This is a genomic window from Apilactobacillus apinorum (assembly GCF_001281175.1).
Classification (GTDB): domain Bacteria; phylum Bacillota; class Bacilli; order Lactobacillales; family Lactobacillaceae; genus Apilactobacillus; species Apilactobacillus apinorum.
On sequence record NZ_KQ440396.1, the window covers coordinates 383,777 to 406,583 of the forward strand.

Here is a 22,807-nt window from a genome sequence, read left to right on the forward strand (position 1 = left end):
TTTTTAATAATATCAAATTATCAACACACTGTCAATAACTTTTTAAATTATTTTTTGTCATAACCTTTGCAACAACAACGGTTGCAGCTGATTAACAACAATAAATATTATGCCATCTTCACGACTCAAAGTCAACATGTTTTTTTATTTGTTTTCAGAAAAAATCTTTTCTCTTAAACAGCAATATATATCTTATCAAAATTAATTATCCTCGTCAATGCAAAATAAAAAGGATGACTTTCGTCATCCTTTTTTTTATTTTAGTTCAGGAGCATCAGTTTTATAAAGATTTAAAGTATCTTTCTTATGCAATTTGTTTAATAAGTCGGTCTTTTTCTTCTTGTCCATTTCTTTTAGAAGTTTCATACCGTCTGCATATTTGTAACTGTATTCCTTCTTATTAACTTTTGTAAATCCTTTTGGTGTGTAGAATCTTAATAGATCACCAAGTACTACTTTGTCAGATAATGATAATTCTGTAGTAACGTGGTTTTGCATCTTCTTAATTTGTGCTTGTTGTTTTGCGTTTGGTGTAATTACAGCACCTGTCTTGGTATTGTATACAGTTCCACTAACAACAGTGTATTTTGGAGATACAAAGTCCCCATTTCTAAATGCAACTATTTGATTACGTTTCTTAGATAACAAGTCGTTACCAAATTGAACAGTATTATCATCTTTCACACCTAATAAGTGTAGAAGAGTTGGTAATACGTCAATTTCTCCACCATAAGTATGATTAATTCCACCCTTTAGTCCTTGCATATGGATCATGAACGGAACCTTTTGGAATTGTGCTAAATCATAACTAGTAATGGTTTGTTTGTGTAGTAATTGCGCAATTGCTGGACGGTGGTTGTTTGAAATACCATAGTGATCACCATAAAGCACAATCATACTATTCTTAATTAGACCAGTCTTAGTTAGGTAATTTAAGAATTCACCAAAGGCTTGGTCTAAGTAATGAGCTGTTTGTACGTATGGATCAACTGTGTTATCTCCAGTCTTAGTTGCTGGGAATGAAACATTTTGTTTATCCAATTCGTATGGGTAATGGTTAGTTAAAGTAATTAGTTTTGCATAGAATGGTTGTGGTAATTGTTGGATGTACTTAGCAGCATCCTTAAAGAAAATCTTATCCTTCAAACCATAACCAACACTGTATGATGGTTTTTCAGTGTAGTAGTTTGAATCAAAGAAGTATTGGTATCCCCATGACTTGTATGCATTATCTCTATTCCAGAAACTTGGAACATCCCCATGGAATGCAGCTGTACTATATCCTCTTTGAGCTAAAATAGCAGGAGCTGCTTGATAAGTGTTTTGAGTACCATAAGTAACCATTGCTGATCCTTCTGGTAAACCGAATAATGAGTTTTCTAACATCATTTCGGCATCAGATGTCTTACCTTGTGCTACTTGGTGATAGAAATTATCAAATGAGATAGTGTTTTGGTTATGGTAGAACTTATTCAAGTTTGGAGTAACTTCCTTACCATCGACCTTATAATCAATTAAAAATTGTTGGAAACTTTCCAAATGGATAATGAAAACATTCTTTCCTTTGGCTTTTCCATAGTATTCAATGTTTGCTTTACTACGATTCTTCTTCAAGAATGAGAAAACATCATCTAAATCAGAGGCTTTTGCCTTTGCTCTAGTTTGACTTTCTTTGTGGGTTTGATATGCATTAAATGCAGCGTATTCGTTTAATCCCAAATACTTAACAATATAGTTGTTATCAAAAGTTCTAGTTAATAAACCAGATCTATCTGCATTGGAAATACCAAATTCAGCGAACATCAATACAAATGACAATACAGTTATTGCCAAAGCATTCTTCTTTTTAAAAGGTGTGTAATCAACCTTAATCACTTTGAATAGTAATAATAAAATCAAAATGATGATATCAGCAAACACAAAGAAATCTAGTGGATGTAGAATTTCAGCTAAACTCTTACCCAGGTTATTTTGAACTGTTCCTGATCCTTTAATGATTCCAAATGATAGGAAGTCAGAAAATTCTCTGTAGTATAGAACGTTTGCAAAAATCCAAATAGATTCAATTAGGTCAATGATTAACATTAACCAGTATGCAATCTTTCCTCTAAAGTATAAAGCAATCCCAAAAATTAATAGTGCAGCCGGAATTGGATTAACTACTAATAAGAATTGTTGTAATCCACCCTTTGCTCCCAATGTAAAATCAATACGGTATGAAATATATGTTTTCAACCAGAATAAAGCAACAATTAATACAAAGAAACCAAACTTTGTATTAAAAAACTTTCTAGTATTTTTAATATGACTAGACATTATCTATGCCTCCAAAATATGAATAAATGTTTTTATTTTACTTTTCAATTTTCTTAGGTCGAATGCAAAAAGCAATTACACCCAAAATCATCCCTAAGTAATAAGTTATCAAACGCCAAATAATTAACGCTAGAATTAACTTCGTATTGTTAGTGATGAAGCTTTTGAATAACGCTTCGAAACTGTATTCAGCTCCACCTGTCCCACCTGGAATGGGGAATAATGAAATAATCATAAATATCAATACATGTAAACTTACAATCATAATGATATTAACTTGATCAAATCCAAGTGCCAATATAATAAAGTATGGAATTAAGTAGTAAAACGCTAATTGGAAAAATGTAATGATGATGATTTTTAACATTAACTTCCATTGTTTAGCAATTCGAATACTTTCCATATAAAAAGTGTCAATTTTGTTATCAAGCATTGCTTTAAACGAATTGAACTTGTCATCTTTTATAAACCATCTAACTGGCTTAATAATATTATTTACTAAACTCTTAGTAAATGTATACCAATACATCACTAATAACAAGGCAATTATTACGAATAGATGGATAAAAAATCCAAACAACACTAGCCAAGCTAAGTAATGGAGCTTCTCTTCCACATATTGGAAGCCGACAATTAAACTCAAAATAAAATTAATTACGATCATTGTTTGAAAAACAACGAACTTCATTAGTAACGTTGAGCTCGCTTTTCCTGCATCCACACCGGTTTGAACCATTACATATAGTTGGCCTGGTTGACCTCCTGATGAGAACGGTGTTATCCCGTTAAAAAGTTGTTCTACCAGTGGAACTCTAATCGCATCTCGAAAGGTAAAATTATCTACCTGCGTATCAACGATTGTCTTAGTCACCACCGCTTCTAACCCTAAATAGAGGAACATGCAACCAAGGGCTACAACAATCCACCACCAGTTAATGGTAAAGAAATCGGACACTAAAACATTAATGTTGATATCTCTTATAAAGTACCAAAAAATCAAAATGCCCACTAAAAACATCGTAATAAATGTAATTATATTTCTTTTTGACATTACTAACCCTCTTTTGCTTGTTTTTGATAAAACTCATACCAAATTGAAGCGAGATGTTCTTCTGAGTAATAATCAGAAGCCGCCAATGATTTCTTTGATAGTTCAGCTAATTCTGCTGGATTATCAATCAATCGATGTAAACTAGCATTCATTTCATCATAAGTACTGAACGGTTCATAATATCCACTGATAATTTCTTTATATAGATCCAAGCTTCTTAACATTACGGGTGTCCCACAAGAAAATGACTCTAGGACAGACATTGGAAATAGTTCGTTGAAGGATGGTAGCAAGAATAAATCAGCTACGTTGTAGTACTTAACTAATTTATCTCGATCTACGATTCCAGGAAATTGAAGATTCTTAGGCGGATTGTCCACTAATAACTTCAAATTTTTGTATCCATCAGTAATTTTACCGAAAGAAAATCCTCCTGCCCAAATGAATTCAACGTTAGGATTATCTTCAGCTAACTTAGCAAAATCTAAGATTCCTTTTCTGGTTTGGACTTGACCAGTCCCAACAACGACAAATTTGTCTTGATTGATTCCTAATTCATTTCTGGCTTGAACTTTTTCTTCATCCGTTAAAGGATAAAATTCTTTTTTACTAACGAAGTTTGGAATATATGTGATTTTTTCCTTTTTAATTCCATAAGCTTCTAACTTTGGAATGAAGGTCGGGTTTACCACTACAATATGCTCCATTCGCTTATAAAAAGCAATCACATATTTGTAAAAAATCCATTTAATTGGTTTTGGTAAATCTAAACTACCTTCTAGTGTTTCAGGCAAGAAATGTACATATCCAATTCTTCTTCCACGTTTCTTTAAGAAAGTTGAGAAATAATATCTCAAGTTAATGGTGTGATAATGAGTGATTTCGGCAGACTTAGGGTCATTTATGACAATATCAAAGTCATCAGGGAAATGTTTCTTTAGCATCTTAACTAGTTCTAAATAAGCACTCCCTACTCCTTGTCCTTTCACCTTATCCGCGGTTGAAAACATATCTATTTTTATCATAAATCCTCCTACTCACTTACTTCGTCATCATCTCTGATTTCTTTGTTGTAATCTAGTTGGGCACATCTATAAAAATCCACAATTCTATTAGCAAAATTCTCTGATGAAATTTCGTGTAACTTGTTTGATCTTAATTCCATATCTTCTTGAGTATCATTTTGTTGAGTTGCATTTAAATACTCTAAAACTTTTTCAATATATCCCTCTGGAGTACTAAACGTCATCCCTAATGATTTATTATCTAATAATTCTTCAGTATATGGACTGGATGATACTACTACTTTCACTCCAGCAGCCATTGCCTCAATATATGTTAGACCTTGTGATTCCGAATTAGATGTTGATACAAATATATCAGCTGAGTGATAGTATTTATAAACTTCATCATTATTAATTTCTCCAACGAAATGCACGTTGTCATTTAAATTCATATCATTAGTTTGTTGCTTTAAGTCATCCTTAGCTGGTCCGTCACCGACAATCACTAAATGAGTGTTAGGTTGATCTTTCAGGATGTCCGGCATTGAATTAATCAATTCCTTGATATTCTTTTCATAAGCTAATCGACTAACTGACAGCAAAATTTTAGCATCTGAACTAACACCTAAGTCAGTTCTTAAATCAAAATCACTGTCGGTATTAAATTTACCAATGTTAATTCCAGTCGGAATAATTCTAATTGGACTCTTTACACCATATCTAACTAATGTATCTAAAACCTTAGTACTTGGTGCGACCACTCCAGACATGTTATGGCAAAAGGCCAAGGTTGCGTCCTTAACGTGAATCGGTCTCAAAATTTTTCCTTTAGCAACATAATGTAAATAATCCTCATACATTGTGTGGTATGTATGAACACATGGGATTCTTAAAAATTTGGCAACCACCTTACCAATAATCCCCATTGAAAATTCTGTTTGAGTATGAATAATATCTAAGTTTAATTTTTTAGCAATTTGGTACGCTTGAATCATACCTCTAACTGCGATTCTACGATCTGTAAAAGAGATGAATGGAATGCTGGAAAATCTAAAAATATTCTTTTCACACGCTGATTTATCAACATGCGGATCAGTTGTGGTAAAGATGTACACTTGATGTCCATCTTTTTCTAATTGGTCTTTTAATGTCTTAATTGAAGTTGCGACTCCACTAACCTGTGGAAAGTAAGTATCCGTAAAGATTCCAATATTCAAATTTACACCTCCTAATTTTCTTCATAGTTATTTGTAATTATATTTGTTTGTCGCCGCCTTTGCAAATTTTGCCAAGGATTATGATAATAAAAAAAGCCAGAATCTAATTACGTTCTAGTTGTATTCATATGGGATCAATAGTGAAAAATGAACCATTATGACAACTAAACATAAAATAATTCTGACTCATTATTTAACAAAATTAACTTGTTGATGATTATTCAGTTAATCCTTCATCGTTAAATGATTTTGCAACAGCTTCGATTGCTTCTTTTTCGTCTGGGCCTTCAGCAATTACAGTTACTTCAGCATTTTGACCAACACCTAGTGACATTACACCCATGATTGATTTTAAATCAACAGTGTTGCCTAAGTATTCTAATTTCAATTCTGATTTGAACTTAGTAGCAGTTTGTACTAGTAGTGTAGCTGGACGTGCATGAATTCCTGTTTCAGAAATAACTTTAAATTGACGTTTTTCCATTTCGAAGATCTCCTTTTTTCTTATACTAATTTTAGAATATCAATTAATATGATAAAATACAACATTTTTAACTATTAGTCTTTTCATCAGAGAGGTAGGTATAGATGACTTTACCATTTTGTTCTGCCCTACCGGTGATTCGTTTTCTGGTTTCAAAATTCATGTATGCAACTTGAAATTCAGCAAACTCCTCTGGTGTAATTACTAATTCTTCTATTTTGTTATCTTTTAGGTCATTTAATAACTCAGTATAGTTCTTATCTGCGATAATAATATTCCCTCTTTCAATATATATTATAAACGATTAGGACTAATTTAAACATATAAAATGAACATTTTATTATAAAAAAGCAAATCTCTTGCAGAAACATTTTTATGCGTTATAATATTTTCTACAAATGGTCAATAAAGGTCAAAACCATTTAGTTGTTTTCAGAAAGGAGCAGTCATATGAAGTGTGAAAACTGCCATCAAAATGAGGCAACCATTCATTTACTCGTTAATATTAATAATGAGAAAAGACATATCGATATTTGTCAGGACTGTTACCGTCAATTAAGCAAACAATCCGATCAATATCGTAATAATGGAGGTGTTGATATGATGCAAGATCCATTTGGATTTGGAAATTTAGATGATTTATTTAACGCAATGAATCAAAGTAACCAAAATAACCTTCGCAATCGTGCTACCAATAAGCAAAATAATCAAAATCAAAACTCTGTGTTAGCAAAATATGGATATGATTTAACAGACTTAGCTCGTCAAAATAAAATCGATCCTGTGATTGGTCGTGATAAAGAAATTGATCGAGTAATCGAAATTCTAAACCGTCGTACCAAGAACAACCCCGTTTTAATTGGGGAAGCTGGTGTGGGTAAGACTGCTGTTGTTGAAGGTTTAGCCCTTAAAATCGCCAACGGTGATGTCCCAGATAAGTTAAAAAACAAGCGTGTGATTCGATTAGACGTTGTTTCAATTGTGCAAGGTACATCAATGCGTGGTCAATTCGAACAACGCATGCAAGAACTAATCGATGAAGTTCAAGCAGACCAAAACATCATTTTATTCATTGATGAAATTCATGAAATTATGGGTGCTGGTAACGCTGATGGTGGTATGGATGCCGGTAATGTTTTAAAGCCTGCTCTAGCAAGAGGTAGTTTCCAATTAGTGGGTGCTACTACCTTAAACGAGTATAGAAATATTGAAAAAGATTCTGCTTTAGCACGTCGTTTCCAAACTGTTTCAGTCAAGGAACCAAGCGTTGAAGCTGCCATCGATATCTTAAATGGAATTAAGGAACGCTATGAAAAGTATCATCGTGTAAAGTACAGCGATGACGCAATTAAATCAGCCGTTACTTTGTCAAATCGATACATTCAAGATCGTTTCCTACCGGACAAAGCCATTGATTTAATTGACGAAGCTGGCTCTAAACTAAACATCAAATCAGATGTGACTTCACCAGAAGAAATCAAAAACACAATTAATGCTTGCGAAAAAGAAAAGCAAGATGCATTATCCAAGGAAGATTATGAAAAAGCCGCTTTCTATCGTGACAAGATTGAAAGACTTAACCATAAATTGGCTAACATCGAAACTGTTGATGTCCCAACAATCACCACTAAAAACATTCAACAAATTATTGAATCAATTACCAACATTCCAGTTGGTCAACTAGAGCAACAAGAACAAGATAACTTAAAGGACCTAGATCGTACCCTAGCAGGTAGTGTCATTGGTCAAAATGAAGCAATTGAAAAAGTTGCCAAAGCTATCAAGAGAAACCGTATTGGTTTTAATGGAACTGGTCGTCCAATTGGCTCATTCTTATTTGTAGGGACTACCGGAATTGGTAAGACTGAATTAGCCAAACAATTAGCTCAACAATTATTTGGTTCTAAGGATGCAATGATTAGATTTGATATGTCTGAATATCGTGAACCTCATTCAATTTCAAAACTAATCGGTTCACCTCCTGGATATGTTGGATACGATGAAGCAGGTCAACTAACTGAACAAGTTCGTCGTAATCCATACAGTTTACTTTTATTTGATGAAGTTGAAAAAGCCCATCCAGACGTACTTCACGCCTTTTTACAAATCTTAGATGATGGTAGATTGACTGATTCTAAAGGTCGCACCGTTTCATTTAAAGATACTGTGATTATTATGACAAGTAATGCTGGAACTGGTGATTCCACAGCAAGTGTTGGATTTGGTGCAGAATCAAACAGCAAAACCCATTCCGTCATTGATAAATTAGGTAATTACTTCAAACCAGAATTCTTGAATCGTTTTGACGATATTATCGAATTTAACCAACTATCTAAGGCTAATTTAAAACAAATTCTAGATCTAATGATTAGCAACGTTAACAATATGTTGGCTTCTCAAGGATTCAAGATTGACGTTTCAGCTGCTGCTAAAGATGAGTTAGTTGAATTAGGATATAACCCTGCTATGGGAGCCCGTCCTCTTCGTCGTGTAATCCAAGAACAAATTGAAGATAAAGTTGCGGATTATTACCTAAGTAATCCAACCAACCGACAACTATTGATTGATGTTAATGAAGATAAAAACATTTACGTTAATGCTCAATCATAATCAAAAACCGCTAAGATTCTTCTATTCTTAGCGGTTTTTTTATATTTTAAATTCGAATTATGTTAATATAGTTTATATGAAAGGAGGAATCAGTATGTTCAATTTTATTAAAGACATGTTTAAACTGTTCAATAAACCAAATCAAAAAGAAAAAGATATTGATCAATTTGATGTTGATAATTTCCAATCTGAAGATTTGTTTTATGAAGACAACCCTACTATTGATAATGAAATCCATGCTGATTCTCCTGAAGCTAAGATGACTGTTTACTATGTTGATGTGAATGGACACCCATTAGCAGACTTTAGTGTTTTACACGGTCATGTCGGTGATGATGTTAATTTAATCATTCCGGACTTTAAAAACTACGTGTTATTCAAAATTGATGGAATATCAACGTTTATGCAAACTACTGATAATCATGTTGTTATCCACTATCATAAACTAAATGGAAAACCACTAAATATTTTCTTTATTAACTATGATACATATGCCATGATTCGTTTACCACAAATCGCAGTTGGTAGTTATGATGAAGCTTTTAACATTAATTTTCCAAAACTAGACGGATTTAACCTAGTCACCTATTCTGGTAATCAAACTGGTCATTTTACTGATAGCATCCAACATCTAGTTTTATACTATCGTCGTAGTGACTGGAAGAACGTTATCAGAAGTAACTTCTACGTTAAACTGCGTGAGTACACCCCCGCATATACTGATACTACCGGTAATCAATTACCGGTAATTATTCCTAAGGGAAGTATTTGGAAGGTATTCTATCAAGTGGCTACCGATAAAGGAGTTTGGCTAAACATCGGTCCAAATCAATGGATTGTCGATCGCAACTTTAACCAAATGAAATATCCATTTGCGAAAAAACTAACCAACACTGATTCTTGGGTGATTAATAAATTAAATCAAAGCGCAACCTTCGAATCTAACGTAAGTGTTCCGGTATACAATTATCCTGGTGGTAATTGTCTCTACTTCCGTCACAAAGGTGATACCGTTCACCTAACTCAATCAATTCAAGTCGCACCAAATAAACATTGGTTCGAAATCAATAACTTACATTACATTGAAGAAAAATATATAAAATAAAAAGGATTAGATAATCATATCTAGTCCTTTTTATTTTATAGTTTAGAAGTTAATTTAACATCTGGATACTTATCTTCGAACCAACGTTCAGCGAATGAATTTTCGAATAAGAACAATGGATCTCCATGACCATCTTTTACCAAAATATTTCTTGATGAAGACATCTTTTCATCTAATTGTTCTGGGTCAATCCAACGTGCAGTCTTGCTACCCATTGGTTCCATAACAACTTCAGAGTTATATTCATTTTGCATTCTGAATTGGAAAACTTCAAATTGAAGTTGACCAACGGCACCCAATATATAATCACCTGTTGCATAAGATGTATATAGTTGAACGGCACCTTCTTGAACTAATTGTTGGATTCCCTTGTGGAATGATTTTTGTTTCATCACGTTTTTAGCAGAAACCTTCATAAATAGTTCTGGTGTAAATTGTGGTAACTTAGTGAACTTAACATCTCGTTTATCTGAGTAGATAGTATCACCAATTTGGAAGTTACCTGTATCGTATAGACCAATAATATCTCCGGCAACGGCGTTTTGCACGTTTTCACGGGTATTAGCCATAAATTCAGTCACGTTAGATAAACGTAGTTTCTTTTGATTTCTTTCAAGGGTAACGTCCATCCCTCTTTCAAACATCCCTGAACAAACTCTTACAAACGCAATTCGATCACGATGCTTAGGGTTCATATTAGCTTGAATTTTGAAAATGAAACCAGTAAATTGGTCGTCTTCTGGTGCAACTTCAACGTCATTTTCAGTTTCGTGTTCACCTGGCTTAGGTGCAAAGTTTAAGTATGCATCTAAGAAAGTCTTAACCCCAAAGTTAACTAAGGCAGAACCGAAAAAGACAGGTGTTTGTTCACCATTTCGGATTTTTTCTTCGTCAAATGGATTACCAGCTTCGGTAATTAAGTCCATACTTTCCTTTGCATCTTGGTAGACACTGTCACTTGCCAAACCAGCATCATCTAATAGATTGCCATCTTCATCAAGTGGTAAGTATGGATTATTTTCATCTTCTGGACGGTATAATTCAACACGTTTGTTGTAACGATCGTATAGTCCTCGTAAGATTTTACCTGAACCAATTGGCCAGTTCATTGGGTAACCTTCGATTCCTAGAACTTCTTCCAATTGACTAATTAGTTCCATTGGATCTCTACTATCACGATCCAACTTGTTCATAAATGTGAAAATAGGAATTCCACGCATTTTACAAATTTGGAATAATTTCTTAGTTTGTGGTTCAATCCCTTTGGCCGCATCAATAACCATGACAGCTGAATCCACTGCCATTAGTGTTCTATAAGTATCTTCAGAGAAATCTTGATGTCCTGGGGTATCCAAGATGTTAATTCTTTTGCCTGCATAGTCAAATTGCATCACTGAACTAGTAACAGAAATTCCACGTTTCTTTTCAATTTCCATCCAGTCAGACTTAGCGAAGTTACCTGACTTCTTGGCTTTAACAGTACCGGCTTCTCTAACAATCCCCCCGAACAATAGCAATTGTTCTGTAATAGTAGTTTTACCAGCATCCGGGTGAGAAATGATGGCGAAGGTACGTCTTTTTTCGACACCTTCACTAATTTGTTTATTAACCATTTTTCGAATCCTTCCGTAATATAATCTATTGTTTTATTGTAACATATTCTTTTTTGCTTAAATACGATAATTAAAAAACATCCCCTAACAAAAGAGGATGTTTTAATAACTATTTTTTCCAGTCGTCTTCATCAGTTAGACCAAGGTCTTTTTTAATCTTAGAAGTTGAGATACCTTCAGTTCTTGGTAGGTAAACTACTTTACAGTAATCCTTTAAGAAGTCAAACTTACCTTCCCAATCGTCACCCATCACAAAGATATCGATGTTGTTATCAACGACATCTTTAATCTTTTGGTCCCAATTGTTTTCTGGTATTACTTCATCAACGTATCTAATTGCTTCTAAAACAAACTTTCTATCTTCGTATGAAGTATAAGCTTTTTTTCCTTTTTCAGCATTAAATTCATCTGTTGAAACACATACTGTTAGGCTATCACCTAATTCACGTGCTCTTTTTAAAAGTCTAACATGACCTTTGTGTAAAAGATCAAAAGTTCCGTATGTTATTACTTTAGTCATAAAAAATCTCCTGTGTTTTATTACTGTTTATTTTGTATGTTTTTTTGTGACTGCTCAATCATCCAAATACTGTATACATATTGGACTATCACTTTAATTACCGCATATAACGGAATTGCTAAAATCATTCCCATTAAACCAGCGATATTTCCTGCAGCTAATAAAATAATTATAATCGTTAGCGGATGAATATTCAAAGACTTTCCGATTACATTTGGATAAACTAGATTTCCATCTAATTGTTGCACAATGATAACTACAATTACCACCGCAATTAGTTTGCTAACACTATCAGATAGTGCCACAAAGACAGATGGCATAATTCCGATATATGGTCCAACATAAGGAATGATATTACATACCCCGGCAAATACCCCTAATAATAGAGCATAATTTTGACCAATGACAACGTATCCAATTGAAGTAAATACTCCAACGAATAAACATTCAATCATTTGGCCACCAATATAATGAGAAATCGTATCGCTCATCTTTTCTAATAGCTTGATGGTTCTACGACGGCTACGACGTGGTAGAACTTTAGCGATATTTGGAATCATCTTGTGCCCGTCTTTTAGCATGTAAAACAAGACCACTGGAACTGTCACAATAATTACAACAGCAGATGTTGCAGTAGAAATAATGGCACCAACACTTTGTGTGATACCACCCAAACTATTTTGGACATAGTTATAAACATAGCTTTGGATTTTTTCCATAATACCAGATGAATATAATGTCTTAAAGATACCTTTTTGCGAATGCGCTTGCGCATATTTGGTAATATCTTTTGCAATATCTGGTAAGTTACTAATTAAATTAGTTACCTGATTAAACAAACGTGGTAAAAATGATGAAACGATGTAGACGATGATTCCTAATAACAATAGGTAAACAATCGTGATTGCAAAGTTTCTAGAAATGTTTTTAGTTTTAGTAATTTTTACTTTCATAAGTAGGTTCACAACTGGGTTTAACATGTAAAATAAAACTCCAGCAATTAAAATTGGCATAAACACTGCCGATATGAACATCCCAATTGGGGTAAAGATAAATTCTAATTTAGTACATACCCATATAATACTTACAACTAGTAATACTTCGATAGTCCATAAGATTAATGAGGAATTTTTAATTTTATTAAACATAATATGTAACCTCCAATGACTATTATACCATTTATTCCTCTAAGTTTTTTTGATCAATAAAGCTACTAATATCATCCATATCAAAACCTTTGCGATACAGTGCTTGTTTGGTTTTCGTCACTCTTTCCAAACCACTATACTTGCGGTTTCGTTGCCAGATTTTATCACCTTGTTGTCTTAATAATGCCAATTGATCATCTTCATCTGGTTGAAAGTCTAACTCTTCCATCACTTCTAAAATTGCGTCCATGGAGTAACCTTTTTGCATCAATGAAATCTTAGTTTTATCTAAACGATTTTTGAACGCGTCACGTTTATGCTTATTGAAAATTTTGGTTGCTTGGACGCGACAGTTTTCAATCATTTCATCATATGAATAAAAATTGCTCAAAGAGTTATTGATAATATTTTCATCAATTTTCTTTTCTTTGAGTTTAAAGAACACATTTTTAGGGCCCTTATATTGCTTCTTAACTTCCGTTCGCACATAACTATCCGCGTATGATTGATCATTGACCAAGTTTAGTTCGACTAATTTAGCCATAACCGCAGCAATATGTTCTTCATCTTCACTGAAGTCTCGTAACTTCGCTACCACTTCATTTTCAGTTCTCAACTGATGGGATAAAAAGTTAATTGCTTTAGTATAAAGTTTAGAAATCGAGTCAGCATTAATTAGTTCATTTCTAAGCTCATCATCGACTGCCATCCCTTTAAAAATACGATACTTTATCATGACGTTTTCACTAATTGGAAAAGCATACTGACCATCTATATATACATTAAAGCGCCCTTTTCTCTTTTGCGCTTCAATCATTGTAATTTTAGATTCCATTGTATTCACTCCTTTAGTTAACATCTTTTTTTCAATTTGTTATAATTAGTTATTAAATCGTGAAAGGACGAAATAATTTGAAAGCACATGTAGTTTTTGCAACTATTACCGGTAACAACGAAGACGTTGCCGATATCGTTACTGAAGGCCTTGAAGATTTAGGTTTAGATGTTACTCAAACTGAAATCTCTCAAACCGATCCACAAGATTTAACCGATGCTGATATTTGTGTTGTTTGCGCTTATACCTATAATGAAGGTCATCTTCCTGAAGAAGGATTAGACTTCTTTGAAGACCTAGCTGATCTTGATTTATCAGGTAAAGTTTTCGGGGTTGCTGGTTCAGGTGATATATTCTATGAAGAATTCTTTAATACCGCCGTTGATGATTTCATCAATCAATTCAAGAAAACAAATGCCACTCAAGGTTTTGAAGGAGTTAAGATTAACCTAGAACCTGATGAAGATGACATAGCCAAACTAGACGAATTCGCTGCTGGTTTAGTTAAAACATATCAAGACTTAAAAAAATAATCGTTGATGATATCAACGATTTTTTTATTTGTCTTTTTTAGGCATAAACGATTTGAATGTTGGCTTTCTATCCTTAATTTCGGATTTTGACATATCTTGAACCGAGGCATTGATGACTGCCCCAATTAATAACATCATCCCAAATATATATAGCCATAACATTAAAATAACAAAGGTCCCTAAAGTCTTATATGCATCCACACTACGAGAAAAGTAGTGTAAATAAATTGAGAATCCTTTGGATAGGATAATCATTCCGATTGTTACGATTAGTGATCCCATCCATACATAACGCCATTTAGTAGTTACTGTTGGAACAAAGTAATACATCAATAGCAATAAGCCAAATACCCCTAAGATTGTTAATGGATATCTTAGGAGAATAAAGATGCTAACGTTTACCTTCGATAGCCCCATTAAGTATGCAGAATAGCTGATAATCACTTTACCAAAGCCAAAGAATAGTAAAAAGATTGCCAACGAAATTACTAATAGTAACATCCAAACAAATGAAACAATTCTATTCATTAAGTTACTTGGATTTTGAATACCATACGATGAATTAACTGAACGTTGAAAGGCAGCTAATGCTCGACTGGCTGACCAAATAGCTAAAATTAATCCAATCGATAGCTTACCGGTATTACCCCCATCAAGTGCCGATACAATAATCGGACTAACCGTTTTAAAAACTGTTGGTGGTAATAATGGTTGTAAGTAATCTAAGATTTCATATTGATTGACTTGCAATAGCTTTAATAAATTCCCAACGATAATCGCTGCTGGAAATAATGACAACAATGAATAAAAAGCAATTACTACTGCTGAATCAGATACATTTGATTCCTTATAGTGTCTTTTTACAATCAAGAAAAAACGTTTTAGTCGTTGAATTCGTTCCCTATTCATTATTATCACCACTTAACTTGTTGTTGTCGAAGATATCTTTAATGGCATCTAAAATTTGAATGGATGCTTTTCCATCACCATAAGGATTTTGGGCAGTTGCCATGTTTTTGTATAGTTGGTCATCATCAATTAATTCATCAAATGCTTTACGAACAGTATCTTGATTGGTACCAACTAATTTTAATGTTCCCGCATCGACTCCTTCTGGTCGTTCTGTAGTATCTCTCAATACTAGAACTGGTTTGCCAAGTGAAGGTGCTTCTTCTTGGACACCACCAGAATCAGTCATAATAAAGTAGCTACGCGCTGCCATATTATGAAAATCAACAACGTCTAGTGGTTCAATCAAATGAACACGGTCAATCCCATCGAAAACATCATGTGCTACATTTTGCACCGCTGGACTCAAATGAACGGGATAAACCACTTCGATATCATCACGTTTTAAAACTTCATCTTTGATAACTTCGAAGGTACGACGCATTGGTTCACCTTGGTTTTCACGACGATGCATTGTTAATAAAATAATTTTGTGTTGATCTGAAATATCATCTAAAACATCATGGTGATAATCCTTATCCACAGTTTGTTTTAAGGCATCAATCGCGGTATTACCTGTAATATAGATTCTGTCTTGGTTAAGATTTTGTTTTAATAGGTTTTCTTTACTTAATTCAGTTGGTGCAAAGTATACATCTGACAAAATATCAGTCATTTGGCGGTTCATTTCTTCAGGATATGGAGAATACTTATTCCAAGTTCTAAGTCCCGCTTCGACGTGTCCTAGTGGCACTTGGTGGTAAAACGCACTAATTGCAGCTGCAAAAGTAGTGGTGGTATCACCATGAACTAAAATAATGTCTGGTTTTGCTCCTTCAATAATACTATCTAATTTATTAATTACGGTTGTAGTAATTGAGCTCAATGTTTGTTGGGCTTTCATTACGTGTAAATTATAATCTTCTTGAATATTAAAGATGTCCATTACTTGATCCAACATTTCTTTATGTTGACCTGTTAGGACTGTAATTGGTTCAAATTTATCTGAACGTTTTTTCATCTCTAATATGATAGGCGCCATCTTAATTGCTTCAGGACGAGTTCCAAAGATGGTCATCACTTTTATTCTTTTGTTCAAGATTACGCCCCCACTTAAAAGTTTATTTCCTTAATTATAACAAAATAATATATCTTTTCCGATGTAAATAGCTAACTTAATTGAAATTTAAACTATATCTATTCATTTTTTTATGTAGTATTATGATAAAATAAAAATAATTACGGATAAAAAAGGAGGTTGCAATTATGCAAACCATTGGTTTAATTGTGCCCTGTTATAATGAAGAACCATCTATTAAGATATTCTATGATGAAGTTGAACATGTATTTAGCGAAATGCGTTCAAATAATATGGATTATAATCCAGAATATTGGTTTATTAATGATGGATCATCTGATAATACATTAAATGAAATTAAAAAATTAAGAGAAAATGATAAAAACGTTCACTTCGTTTCTTTCTCAAGAAACTTCGGTAAAGAATCAGCTATGTCAGCTGGTTTAAACAACGTTGGTGGTGACTATGTTGCTGTCATGGATGTCGACTTACAAGATCCACCTTCGTTATTACCACAAATGATTAAGTACATAAAAGAAGATTACGATGTCGTTGGTTGTGTACAAAAATCAAGAAAACAAAACTTCGTCCGTGCATTTTTATCATCTAGTTTCTACAAGGTGATTAATAAAATGTCTGACGTAGAGATCAAACAAAATGTGCGTGACTATCGTCTAATGACTCGTCAATACGTTGATAACGTTTTGGAACTAACTGAATACAATCGTTTCACTAAAGGAATCTTTAGTTGGGTTGGTTTTAAAACTAAGTATATTGAATACGATGGCGTTCAAAGAGCCGCTGGTGAATCACATTGGTCACTTTACCAACTTCTAGAATACTCATTAGAAGGAATCGTTGATTTCTCTGATGTTCCATTAAAAGTTGCTACTTGGGTTGGTGGAATTTCATTCTTCTTCTCAATTATAGGCATGGTTTTTGTAATATTAAGAGCTATTTTCTTCGGTGATTCTGTTTCTGGATGGCCTTCATTAGTTTCTATCATCTTATTAATTAATGGTATTCAATTATTCTGTTTAGGAATCGTTGGTAACTACATTGGTAAGATTTACTTGGAAACTAAGCATCGTCCAAAATACATTGTGAAAGAGAAGGAATAATGAAAAATCTTTTTGAAAAATATAAACAAGTAATTGCATACTTATTTTGGGGAATATTAACCACAATTATTGATATCATCGTCGCCCTTTTATTTCATAATTTATTTCCCAACGTTGATATCATTTGGAACACCATCATTGCTTGGATTGCCAGTGTTTTATTCGCATATATAACAAACAGAAAATGGGTTTTTAAATCTACAGCAACAACCGTTAAAGACCATATTTCAGAAATAATTTCTTTCTTCTTAGGAAGATTATCATCATTAGTTTTAGAAGAAATCATTTTAATAATTGGTGTTTCAATTATTAACGTAAATGATTTTGACTTGCTAAAAATTTTTAGTCAAGCTGTTGTAATAATCTTTAATTTTTTCTGGTCTAAATTTATTGTATTCAGAAATAGAAATAAATAAAAAAGCATTGAGATTTTTATCTCAATGCTTTTTTATTTATCAATTATTAGTGAATGAATAGGCTTAGAAGTAATACCATTAGTAGTCCAACTACAGAGATAACTGTTTCTAAGACTGTCCAAATCTTCAATGTTTGTTTTACGTTTAGGTCAAAGTATTCCTTAAACATCCAGAAACCAGCATCGTTCACGTGTGATGCGGCAAGTGATCCGGCACCAATAGCTAGTGCCATTAGCACTGGGCTAACACTTAGTGAATGCATTAAAGGAGTTACTAGACCGGCAGCAGTCATACCAGCAACAGTTGCTGAACCTAGTGAAACACGTAGGATAACTGCGATTAACCAAGCTAAGATGATTGGTGATAAGTTAGCGTGAACCATAACATCTTGAACGGCTTTACCAACACCACCATCAATTAATACTTGCTTGAATGCTGATCCACCACCGATAACCATTAGTAGCATTGCAATTGACTTAATAGCTTCAGTAACAGTGTTAGTAATGTCTTCCATCTTCTTACCACGGTTGAATCCCATTGACCAGATAGCAAATAGTAAAGTAACAATCATGGCGATAACTGGGTTACCTAACATAGCAACAACAGCACCGATACCATGTGGATTTTCAACAGCTTTACCACCGTTAAAGACCATGTCATATACAGTAGCGATAGCCATTAAGATAACTGGTAGTAATGAAGTAAGTGCTGCAATTCCAAAGCTTGGAGTATCTTTTAAATCATACTTCTTCATTTCACCGAAAGCAGGAAGTGACTTCTTAACAACAAATGTTTCTGGAGCAATTTTTCTAGCAATCTTTGTGTAAACGGGACCCGCTACAATCACACAAGGGATCGCAACGATAATTCCTAATAGAAGAGTTTGTCCAATGTTAGCACCAAGTGCAGTAGCAACAGCAGTTGGCGCTGGTTGTGGAGGTAAGAATCCTTGAGTTGCTGATAAAGCAGCAGCCATTGGAATTCCTAGGTAAACAAAAGGTACGTCAGCTTCTAGAGCAACGGCAAATACGATTGGTGTTAATAGAACAAGTCCTACTTCAAAGAATAGTGACATTCCAATAATAAATGAAGCAACTACAATAGCAAATTGTAACTTTCTCTTACCGAATAGGTTAATTAAAGTTCTTGCGATTCGGTATGAACCACCAGCATCAGCAACTAAACGGCCAATCATGGCTCCGAAACCGAAGACAATTACTAATTCACCTAGTGAACTACCAATTCCGTTTTTAATCGAAATGGCGATATGTGCTGGGTTCATTCCTAAACCTAAAGCAACAACAACAGATGTAACAATTAATGAGATAAATGTATTTAATTTACATTTAATAATTAAGAATAATAGTAATAAAATTCCTAATACTAATACAACAAATGGCATTATTTATTCCCCTTTTTCTATTATAAAAATTTTATGTTTTATATAAATGTAAGCGCTTTACTTTTCTATGAATTTAATATAACATACTTTATAGAAAATGAAAACGATTTCATTACATTTTTTAAAACAAAGTCCCTACTAAATATGTTATATTACTTTGGGAGTTTTAAACCTTAATTTTTTGTTAAGTTTGTATGAAAACGTATTATTTTCTACTACATTTTAAAAACATGTGGTAAATTGATAATTAAATATATAGTAATTAGAAAAGGAGGACACGCTTTGAACGCTGTTGCTTTACTAGTTGGACTAGGTCCACTACTTGGTTGGGGTCTATATCCTACAATTGCTTCATTATTTGGAGGAAAGCCAACTAACCAAATTTATGGTTCCACTTTAGGAACACTTATTTTCGCTGGTATTTTTGTATTAATTACAGGTTATTCAATTCCGACTGGAATGGAATTTGTATTAGCATTACTTTCAGGTGCTGGTTGGGCTTTTGGCCAAATCATGTCATTTAAATCATTCGAATTAATCGGATCATCTCGAGTAATGCCAATTACAACTGCCTTACAATTAATCGTAACTGCCCTTTGGGGTGTGTTTGCATTAGGAAACTGGCACACTGAAGGTCATCGTACCATTGGATTTATTGCACTTATTGTTATCATCATTGGTGCTACTATGACTGCTTGGCAAGAACACAAAGATACACAAGGTTCAAGCAACTTGAAGAAAGCTATTGTACTTCTAGTTATCGGTGTAATTGGTTACTGGGCATACTCAGCTGCTCCTCAAGCAGCTCACTTAGATGGTATGCACGCATTCTTCCCACAAGCTTTAGGAATGTTCTTAGTTGCCGTTATTTACTGCTTAATTAACGTTAAGAAGAATAACGTATTCTCAACTAAATCATCATACCTACAAATCATCTCAGGTTTCTTCTTCGCATTTGCTGCATTAACTTACTTAATTTCAGCACAACCTGATATGAATGGTTTAGCTACTGGTTTCGTTCTATCACAAACATCAGTTGTATTAGCAACATTAACTAGTATCTACTTCCTACACCAAAACAAAACTAAAAAGGAAATGGTTATTACTATCTTCGGATTAATCTTAATCATGGCTGCCGCTGCTGTTACAGCATTCCTTAACTAGTAAAAAATACCGTTAAAGAATTAATTCTTTAACGGTATTTTTTTATTTTAATACATATCCAAAACCACGAACGGTTTTAATTTCAACGTCATTGTCAGGTAGTTCTTTTAACTTATCACGAACATGACTAACGTGCATATCAACGATTCGAGATGATATAAATGCATCCCCATCGTCTCTATCTTCACGCCAGACACCGTTAAATATCTGTTCTCTGCTTAGAACTTGATCATGGTGTCTTACCATGTAATAAAAGATATTAAACTCCTTAGGCGTGAAATTTAGCACTTCTCCTTTATATTTAACTTGGAAATGCTTCAAACTAATTACAAAATCTTTAAAATGTTCTTTACGTTTATTATTACCAGTTTCTTCGGCCAATGCATCGAAAGCGCTAATCTTATGCATTGTTCTTAAAATAATCCGATTAGCATCAATATTGTTACTAAAGTAATCCGTAACCCCTAATTTAAAACAATCCTCTTCATCATCGGCATCATATTCTTGATCAAAGGTTATCACAGGTCCTACAAAGGATTTAGTAACTTGGGCAATTAAATTTTTAACCCGATTAAAATCATCAAAAACAGACAAGTCAATAATGACCGCAAAAACGTTGTCTTTTTTGACAATCACATCAATATCTTCATCATCACTAATACTGTTGACGAAGTATTCATGTTGCAAAGCTAATTGGCTCACTTGTGCAGCTAATTTTAATTGTTTAGTTACTAGCAAAAGACTTTGCATTCCCCGAGTTCCTCCCTATTTTGGATTGTTCTTTAGTTCTTTGGCGATTAATTCTGGTTCAATTTTACCAGGGTTTAATTCGACAATCTTACCAGTTGAATTATATACAATCCATTCTGATAAGTTAACAATATGATCCCCAATTCTTTCTAGGTAACGAACAACCATTAGATAAATAGTTGCTAACTCAATTTTATCACTATTCTTTTCCATTTCAGCAACGATTAGATTTTTAGCTAAAACGAACTTCTTATCAATTAAGATATCTTCTTGAGCTACTAGCTTAGCAGCTTCTTGATCGTTGTGAACGTATGCGTCTAGTGATGATTCTAGCATTCCTCTAATCTTTAATCCCATTTGGTTAATGGCGTCATTAACTTCTGGAATACGGTTATCGGTGTTGATACGTAGTGTTTCGCGTGCAATTGATGAAGCATGGTCACCAATTCTTTCCAAATCAGAACTAGCTTTTAGCAAAGTAATGATTGAACGGAAGTTAGATGCCACTGGTTGACGCAAAGCAATTAAGTTCAATGCTTCTTTTTCTAGGTCAACTTCTTCATCGTTAACCTTACTATCACTTTTAACTACTTCATTAGCAAGCTTTTGATCATTTTCAGTAAAAGCTTTAATTGATTGATAGATTTGATCAGAAACATTGATTCCCATCTTCATGTAGGTCTTTTGTAACACTTTAAGTTTGTCATTGAATGTTTGGCTCATAATCAGGTCTCCTATCCGAATTGTCCATTCAAGTAATCACTAGTTTCTTGCTTATCAGGATTTAAGAACATCTTAGAAGTCTTATCGTATTCAATTAAATCTCCGTTAAGCATAAAGGCTGTTTTATCAGCAATTCTAGATGCTTGTTGCATGTTGTGAGTAACAATAATGATTGTAAAATCTTTCTTTAATTCTAACAAAGTATCTTCAATTTTAGCACTAGAAATTGGATCTAGGGCTGAAGTTGGTTCATCCATTAAAATGATTTTAGGTTTTACAGCTAACACACGAGCAATACAAATTCTTTGTTGTTGACCACCAGAGAATGATAATGCATTCTTGTTCAAGTCATCTTTTACTTCATCCCAAATGGCAGCTTGTTTTAAACTAGTTTCCACGATTTCGTCTAAAACTTTCTTATCTTTCACACCGGCGATTCTTAATCCGTAAGCAACATTATCATAAACTGAGAATGGGAATGGATTAGGTTGTTGGAACACCATTCCGATTTCTTTTCTTAATTCAGTCATGTCAGTAGTTGGTGCGTAAATGTCTTGGTCACCCAATTTAAAGCTACCAGTCACTGTTGTATTGTTTCTTAGGTCATTCATGCGGTTTAAACATCTTAAGTATGTTGATTTTCCACATCCAGATGGTCCGATTAATGCAGTGATTTGATTTTCTTCAAATTCCATATCGAACCCATGTAATGCTTCTTTATCACCATAGTACAAATGAACATTTTCTGTTTTTAAAATGGAAGTCATCT

At 33.6% G+C, this 22,807-nt stretch carries 21 protein-coding genes; 6 read left to right on the forward strand and 15 right to left on the reverse strand.

Translation table 11 applies throughout. The features are described from left to right. Positions 1-255: 255 nt before the first annotated feature. The 5 genes from RZ74_RS04675 to RZ74_RS04695 form a co-directional block, all read right to left on the reverse strand. Positions 256-2,316 carry an LTA synthase family protein gene (locus RZ74_RS04675; RefSeq protein WP_053950271.1) on the reverse strand — a complete coding sequence of 687 codons (2,061 nt, stop codon included), beginning with the start codon at positions 2,314-2,316 and terminating at the stop codon, positions 256-258. 37 nt (positions 2,317-2,353) lie between these two features. Beyond that, complete coding sequence (locus tag RZ74_RS04680) at positions 2,354-3,367, reverse strand: lysylphosphatidylglycerol synthase transmembrane domain-containing protein (protein ID WP_053950272.1); 1,014 nt, start codon at positions 3,365-3,367, stop codon at positions 2,354-2,356. A 2-nt stretch (positions 3,368-3,369) separates the two neighbouring features. Next, a complete protein-coding gene (locus tag RZ74_RS04685) occupies positions 3,370-4,392 on the reverse strand; it encodes a glycosyltransferase family 4 protein (RefSeq protein WP_053950273.1) in 1,023 nt (340 codons plus the stop codon). 8 nt (positions 4,393-4,400) lie between these two features. After that, on the reverse strand, positions 4,401-5,588 hold the full coding sequence (locus RZ74_RS04690; RefSeq protein WP_053950274.1) for a glycosyltransferase family 4 protein: 1,188 nt from the start codon (positions 5,586-5,588) through the stop codon (positions 4,401-4,403). Positions 5,589-5,805: 217 nt separating this feature from the next. Next, the gene (locus RZ74_RS04695; RefSeq protein ID WP_053950275.1) at positions 5,806-6,072 is read right to left on the reverse strand and encodes a phosphocarrier protein HPr; all 267 of its coding nucleotides are present in this window, start codon (positions 6,070-6,072) and stop codon (positions 5,806-5,808) included. A gap of 450 nt (positions 6,073-6,522) precedes the next feature. Between RZ74_RS04695 and RZ74_RS04700 the strand changes: the two genes are divergently transcribed. Beyond that, on the forward strand, positions 6,523-8,682 hold the full coding sequence (locus tag RZ74_RS04700) for an ATP-dependent Clp protease ATP-binding subunit (RefSeq protein ID WP_053950276.1): 2,160 nt from the start codon (positions 6,523-6,525) through the stop codon (positions 8,680-8,682). Positions 8,683-8,776: 94 nt separating this feature from the next. Further along, a complete protein-coding gene (locus RZ74_RS04705) occupies positions 8,777-9,787 on the forward strand; it encodes a MucBP domain-containing protein (RefSeq protein WP_053950277.1) in 1,011 nt (336 codons plus the stop codon). Between the two features lie 35 nt (positions 9,788-9,822). Here the strand turns inward: RZ74_RS04705 and RZ74_RS04710 are convergent, their stop codons facing one another. The 4 genes from RZ74_RS04710 to recX all read right to left on the reverse strand — a co-directional run bounded on the left by RZ74_RS04710 (position 9,823) and on the right by recX (position 13,903). Then, complete coding sequence (locus tag RZ74_RS04710; RefSeq protein ID WP_053950278.1) at positions 9,823-11,400, reverse strand: peptide chain release factor 3; 1,578 nt, start codon at positions 11,398-11,400, stop codon at positions 9,823-9,825. Positions 11,401-11,509: 109 nt separating this feature from the next. Beyond that, a complete protein-coding gene (gene tagD, locus RZ74_RS04715) occupies positions 11,510-11,920 on the reverse strand; it encodes a glycerol-3-phosphate cytidylyltransferase (RefSeq protein ID WP_053950279.1) in 411 nt (136 codons plus the stop codon). Between the two features lie 20 nt (positions 11,921-11,940). After that, positions 11,941-13,068, reverse strand: coding sequence for an AI-2E family transporter (locus tag RZ74_RS04720; protein WP_053950280.1), 1,128 nt, complete (start codon positions 13,066-13,068; stop codon positions 11,941-11,943). A 31-nt stretch (positions 13,069-13,099) separates the two neighbouring features. Continuing rightward, entirely contained in the window at positions 13,100-13,903 is an 804-nt protein-coding gene (recX, locus tag RZ74_RS04725) for a recombination regulator RecX (RefSeq protein ID WP_053950281.1), read from the reverse strand. Between the two features lie 77 nt (positions 13,904-13,980). Between recX and RZ74_RS04730 the strand changes: the two genes are divergently transcribed. After that, complete coding sequence (locus RZ74_RS04730; protein ID WP_083437174.1) at positions 13,981-14,436, forward strand: flavodoxin; 456 nt, start codon at positions 13,981-13,983, stop codon at positions 14,434-14,436. 24 nt (positions 14,437-14,460) lie between these two features. On the opposite strand, the gene RZ74_RS04735 is transcribed toward RZ74_RS04730, so the two are convergent. Then, complete coding sequence (locus RZ74_RS04735; protein ID WP_053950283.1) at positions 14,461-15,345, reverse strand: YihY/virulence factor BrkB family protein; 885 nt, start codon at positions 15,343-15,345, stop codon at positions 14,461-14,463. After that, the gene (gene wecB / locus RZ74_RS04740) at positions 15,338-16,462 is read right to left on the reverse strand and encodes a non-hydrolyzing UDP-N-acetylglucosamine 2-epimerase (RefSeq protein WP_053950661.1); all 1,125 of its coding nucleotides are present in this window, start codon (positions 16,460-16,462) and stop codon (positions 15,338-15,340) included. Before wecB ends, RZ74_RS04735 begins: the two co-directional genes overlap by 8 nt. Positions 16,463-16,650: 188 nt before the next feature. On the opposite strand from wecB, the gene RZ74_RS04745 reads away from it, so the two are divergent. Both RZ74_RS04745 and RZ74_RS04750 read left to right on the forward strand, forming a co-directional pair. Continuing rightward, positions 16,651-17,583 (forward strand): glycosyltransferase family 2 protein, encoded by a 933-nt coding sequence (locus RZ74_RS04745; RefSeq protein ID WP_053950284.1) that lies wholly within the window; start codon positions 16,651-16,653, stop codon positions 17,581-17,583. Then, positions 17,583-17,999 carry a GtrA family protein gene (locus RZ74_RS04750; RefSeq protein WP_083437175.1) on the forward strand — a complete coding sequence of 139 codons (417 nt, stop codon included), beginning with the start codon at positions 17,583-17,585 and terminating at the stop codon, positions 17,997-17,999. Before RZ74_RS04745 ends, RZ74_RS04750 begins: the two co-directional genes overlap by 1 nt. A gap of 46 nt (positions 18,000-18,045) precedes the next feature. Here RZ74_RS04750 and RZ74_RS04755 read toward each other — a convergent pair whose 3' ends face one another. After that, positions 18,046-19,401, reverse strand: coding sequence for a gluconate:H+ symporter (locus RZ74_RS04755; RefSeq protein WP_083437176.1), 1,356 nt, complete (start codon positions 19,399-19,401; stop codon positions 18,046-18,048). A 282-nt stretch (positions 19,402-19,683) separates the two neighbouring features. Between RZ74_RS04755 and rbsU the strand changes: the two genes are divergently transcribed. Continuing rightward, complete coding sequence (gene rbsU / locus RZ74_RS04760; RefSeq protein WP_053950287.1) at positions 19,684-20,565, forward strand: ribose/proton symporter RbsU; 882 nt, start codon at positions 19,684-19,686, stop codon at positions 20,563-20,565. Between the two features lie 42 nt (positions 20,566-20,607). Here rbsU and RZ74_RS04765 read toward each other — a convergent pair whose 3' ends face one another. Genes RZ74_RS04765 through pstB form a run of 3 tightly spaced genes read right to left on the reverse strand, consistent with a single transcriptional unit; the run spans position 20,608 to position 22,805 of the window. Then, entirely contained in the window at positions 20,608-21,315 is a 708-nt protein-coding gene (locus RZ74_RS04765; protein WP_053950288.1) for a response regulator transcription factor, read from the reverse strand. Positions 21,316-21,330: 15 nt separating this feature from the next. Continuing rightward, the gene (gene phoU, locus RZ74_RS04770) at positions 21,331-22,038 is read right to left on the reverse strand and encodes a phosphate signaling complex protein PhoU (RefSeq protein WP_053950289.1); all 708 of its coding nucleotides are present in this window, start codon (positions 22,036-22,038) and stop codon (positions 21,331-21,333) included. 11 nt (positions 22,039-22,049) lie between these two features. Next, positions 22,050-22,805: a phosphate ABC transporter ATP-binding protein PstB gene (pstB, locus tag RZ74_RS04775; protein ID WP_053950290.1), complete on the reverse strand. Its 756-nt coding sequence runs from the start codon at positions 22,803-22,805 to the stop codon at positions 22,050-22,052. Between the last annotated feature and the right edge of the window lie 2 nt (positions 22,806-22,807).